The sequence below is a fragment of the Photobacterium carnosum genome (assembly GCF_002849605.1).
Classification (GTDB): Bacteria; Pseudomonadota; Gammaproteobacteria; order Enterobacterales; family Vibrionaceae; genus Photobacterium; species Photobacterium carnosum.
Map to the genome: position 1 here is coordinate 1 of NZ_NPIB01000050.1, position 4,407 is coordinate 4,407.

5 protein-coding genes are annotated in these 4,407 nt (G+C 36.6%); 3 read left to right on the plus strand and 2 right to left on the minus strand.

Annotated elements, in window-relative coordinates; translation table 11 throughout:
* Together CIK00_RS20870 and CIK00_RS20875 are read left to right on the plus strand one after the other, a co-directional pair.
* The coding region (locus CIK00_RS20870) for a hypothetical protein (protein WP_233426590.1) at positions 1 to 403 on the plus strand (403 nt) is incomplete at its 5' end.
* A 1,543-nt stretch (positions 404 to 1,946) separates the two neighbouring features.
* Positions 1,947 to 2,528 (plus strand): CatB-related O-acetyltransferase, encoded by a 582-nt coding sequence (locus tag CIK00_RS20875; protein ID WP_167388591.1) that lies wholly within the window; start codon positions 1,947 to 1,949, stop codon positions 2,526 to 2,528.
* A gap of 112 nt (positions 2,529 to 2,640) precedes the next feature.
* On the opposite strand, the gene CIK00_RS20880 is transcribed toward CIK00_RS20875, so the two are convergent.
* Both CIK00_RS20880 and CIK00_RS20885 read right to left on the minus strand, forming a co-directional pair.
* Complete coding sequence (locus CIK00_RS20880; protein ID WP_101770441.1) at positions 2,641 to 2,907, minus strand: DUF3811 domain-containing protein; 267 nt, start codon at positions 2,905 to 2,907, stop codon at positions 2,641 to 2,643.
* Positions 2,908 to 2,910: 3 nt separating this feature from the next.
* Positions 2,911 to 3,186: a hypothetical protein gene (locus tag CIK00_RS20885; RefSeq protein ID WP_101770442.1), complete on the minus strand. Its 276-nt coding sequence runs from the start codon at positions 3,184 to 3,186 to the stop codon at positions 2,911 to 2,913.
* A gap of 145 nt (positions 3,187 to 3,331) precedes the next feature.
* Here CIK00_RS20885 and CIK00_RS20890 point away from each other — a divergent pair.
* On the plus strand, positions 3,332 to 4,407 hold a 1,076-nt coding region (locus CIK00_RS20890), incomplete at its 3' end, for a MobA/MobL family protein (protein ID WP_167388592.1).

A 4,407-nucleotide genomic window follows, 5' to 3' on the forward strand; every position in this document is an offset into this window, starting at 1 on the left:
TGACAGAGAGCGACAAAGACAACCAAATAATCCTTCAATGTTATTGCAGCCTACTAAACGTAATAACGTGGGATTTAACGAACAAGAAACGGATCGAGTTTTGCGACGGAGAGAGAGCAGCGAACAGTTAGGTACTTTCGATATCAAGTATAAATACAATAAAGCTAATCAAACATTGAGCATGACCATTAACGGTAAAATGCCATTAGATGTTGTTACGAATACTCAACTTAAAGCTATTCAAAGCAGTGATAAAATATTATTGAGAGTTGATTTTGATGATTTACAGCGTGGTGAAATCCCATTGAAGAAGACTTTTGGGGAGATGCCTCGATTTAAAACGCTGAATTCTGAATTAAAAGAAGTTGAAAAAGTAGAAATTATACGTGGATTTACGATGTGATTTTGTCGGTTATATGACCAAAAAAGCAGGGCGAAGATAAAGGGTTTTATTAGCTATATCAATTATCTAAGTAGGTTTTGTTGATGAAACCACATGATGCGCCAGAGAAAAAAGTATAATTAAAGTCAGTATTTTCAAAGTGTTGGATGGTTATCATTTTGTTGAAAAATGAAATCATATGCTTGAGAAGATAAGATTTGGAGAGTAGTATCTTATCCCAGATGAGAAAAAAGGCTACCTTGCAGGGTAGCCTATTTCGGAATACTAAAAACGATTTTCAGACCTCGTTAAGTCCTACTATGATAGCCATATCACATTAGATCTTCAAGTATTCCCACTACATCTCGCTATATTATTTTATACCCACCAAAATTGGGAGCGGTGAGAAGGCTGCTCACACGACGACGTATCTGTTAGGGTCAGCGAGAGAGTTCTCGCCATCCGAGGTTTGTTTTACACAAGCGGAAGCAGGCGGGGGTCAACATACAATTTTGGGAAATGCTTCGGGTAATATTGGCGTGATTCGGGTGAGAAGGAGGAAAGCCCACTTCGTTGTGGACATTCAATCAAACACACCACTTAAAACACTGCACTCGTGAGCGAGCAACTTAAAGAGCACTGACACTAGAATGTTATCTCAGTTGTAGGACGACACGCGAGGCTCAAGTTGCTGATTGACCCTATACCATTGGGGAGGCTTGAGGCTATAGGACATGGTTAGTACCTATAGGGAATGTAAGCGATATACTCGGCTCGGTGTCGGCATATTCTTCTTCCGAAGTAGCAGCATTCTTATGACTGAAGAGTCCTAAGGAAAGCTGCTGCTATGGGAATTTGGCTCAACCTCTCTCAGAATCAGCATATCTACAACACACTTTAAGTTAAGAAGAAAAACAAAAAAGAAACTTGTTGTTGATAGCGGAGCGAAAACTAAAAGCTCTCTCGATGTTAAATTGGCGATTGTGTGTAAAGTTAGGGCAGCTTGCCTGTCCTACTTTTCCACATGAGACAACCCTCCATTACTGACGCGCTACGCTTGTCGATACGTGGTCTTGGATAATCTCGTACCTCGATTAACCAGGACCACGTATTCGAACTCAGAAAACATTCTTTTCCTGTCAATTCGTAATAAATATCGGTCAAACTGGATTTTTGGGATCTAGTAACACTGATAACAAAATAACAACGTCACTTTTAAACAGATTAAGCCTAATAATACCTATCAAAATACCGGCTTTTTTAGTGATTTCCGCTGAACGATGATCGCGTAGTGCGCGTTAGATGGATACTGTTAAATAGGGCTGTTTTCAGAGAAAAGTCATACTAGGTGTCGAGTGATAGGTATTTATGGTCTTAAAATCGTTTCTATGGGTAATTTAACGGGTATTTTGGTCACATCAGTTTTACACTTAATATTATCTTTAATTATAATCAACTTTTTCTATTATTTATGTCACGAAAACTATATCAACTACCTACACATTTAAAAGCAAAAAAATACAATATAACTTTAAAAAACAAAGATTTATTTCGAAGATTTACGTTGCCAGAACAACCTATAAAAATCGAAATTCATAGTTCTATTTTGAACTCAAGTCGATTGCATTCTATTGGAGGGTATTCTTATACATATTCTGAGTTATCTGAAACATCTTCAATAGGAAGATATTGCTCTATTGCTTGTAATGTACAGATAATGGGTGATGAACATCCACTTGATCGTTTCACTACCTCAATAGTTACGTATAACAAAAAATATAAAAACTTATTTAAACAAATAGATTTTTCACCTAAAACAAAGAGTGTTCATATTGGAAATGATGTTTGGGTTGGAGAAGGCGTTACTTTTAAAAGAGGAGTAACTATTGGGGATGGAGCTATTATTGCTTGTGGATCTATCGTAACTAAGGATGTAGATCCATATTCTATTGTTGGAGGAGTTCCTGCGACGATAATTCGTTATCGTTATTCTCAAGATATTATTAACAGATTATTGCAACTTCAGTGGTGGAAGTATGACTTATCTAAGTATCAAATTTCACCAAACTGTAGCATAGATGATTTTATTTATCAGATAGAAAGCATTCCTCACCATTCTGATGATTTCGATTTTATTATTTTGTAATATTTGTTAGTACGCATAAATAGATTAACTGTTAAATACCGTCCATCGTGACGGTATTTTTAAGTGCGGATATGTCCGCACTTAAAATGGATAAGGATATATTCATCTTTTACTATCTAACTGGTCGATTAACACTTGATGACCAACTAAATGCTTGACCTTTTTCAGCCTTTTCACGTTGTATCATTTTCTTTTTATCCAATGCTATCCTCGCTTTTTTTCGATCATCAAAGGCTTTTTCTATCGCTAATGTTTTTATTCTAGCGGCTTTTATTGCTTGGCTTTTTTCCTTTTTAGATAGACGAGAGCCTTTTTCTTGATGAGCTTTTTGTAAAATTTCTAAAATTTCATCAGGCGTGAAATCTAGAGTTTTTTCCATGTCTTACTCCTCATCATCATTTTTATTGGTAGGTGTTAGATTAAAGAGCTTTCTATCTCTTTCTGCTGTTAGATATTTATCAAGATTTTTGAGAATGTTTGATTGGTAATCTTGATTCTTACTCATGCCATCAAGAACCATAGCACCTATTAATATTTTTTTTCGCGTTTCTTCTTTTCTTAATTTTTCACGTTCACGATTTTTTTCAGCATTAGCCTTTGCTTGTAATGCTTCAATCTGTTTTGTTATTTTTTCTAATTTAGTTAATTTATTTTCCATGATGAAGATCTCTATTTTTAAAAGCGGTATTTTATCATTGCAGCAAGACTTATTACACTATCCCGTAATGTAATAAGGGCGCACTTAGGACTTGTACCAAGTCGCGCGTTTCACTTCGTGAAAAAAGAGCAGAGAAGCAAAGAGCATGGCGATTTACCATTGTAGTGTTAAACCAATCTGTAGATCGGCAGGACAATCTTCTTGTGCATCTTCTGCTTATCGTTCTGCTGAAAAAATCAAAGATGAAAGAACCGAGATTATCCATGACTACACAAGAAAAAAGGCAGTCGATTTTACTGCTTTAATTGGTTGGAATGGTGATCGTTCTAGTCTTTGGAATAAGGCAGAAAAAGCAGAGAAAAGAAAGGATGCAACCGTTGCGAGAGAGTATGAAATTGCAATACCAAAAGAACTCTCTAATGATGAAAAGATATCGCTGGTTCTCGATTATTCAACGTGGATATATGAGCGACATAATGTTGCTGTTGACGTATGTGTTCATCAAATAGATTCAGACAATCCCCATGCTCATATTATGACAACAACAAGATCAACTGATGGTGATCTGTTAGGCGATAAAGTTGCAAGGGAATGGTCTGATACGAAAAGAAAACAGCATGGGCTACTTGGTCGAAAAAATGATCTTATTGAAGCCCGTGAAGTATGGGCTACTCATTGTAATAAGGCATTAGAAGAAAATAATTTTAATGAGCGTGTTTCTCATTTGTCATTAAGTGACCAAGGGATACAAAGAGTTCCCCAAATACATGTTGGTTATGTTGCCAAAGAAATGGAGAAAGGAGGTTTACGTTCTATTCGAGGTGAAAGAAATAGAGAGATTATAAGAAACAATCAGCCCCCCATCGTCAGGGATAGAAAAAATCTATCAAAGGCGATTCATTTAGATAGGTTATTAAAAAGGAATAGCCATGATCAGCTTTGCGGAAACCCACAAATTGATAACAAAGGCGAAAACAACAATCAGGGCAATCGAAAACAGAACAGATGGAAAGAGAATATTCTCCGAAATATTAACCGACACAGACATGGTTCATCGGTGCGTAAACTATCCGACATTGCCAGCAGCTTGCCACGTATGCCCCAACGCGATCTATATGACAGAGAGCGACAAAGACAACCAAATAATCCTTCAATGTTATTGCAGCCTACTAAACGTAATAACGTGGGATTTAACGAACAAGAAACGGATCGAGTTTTGCG

Excerpts from the sequence above, each read along its gene's own strand:
- CIK00_RS20880 (WP_101770441.1), bottom strand. The coding sequence starts at position 2,907 with ATGGAAAAAACTCTAGATTTCACGCCTGATGAAATTTTAGAAATTTTA.
- CIK00_RS20885 (WP_101770442.1), bottom strand. The coding sequence starts at position 3,186 with ATGGAAAATAAATTAACTAAATTAGAAAAAATAACAAAACAGATTGAA.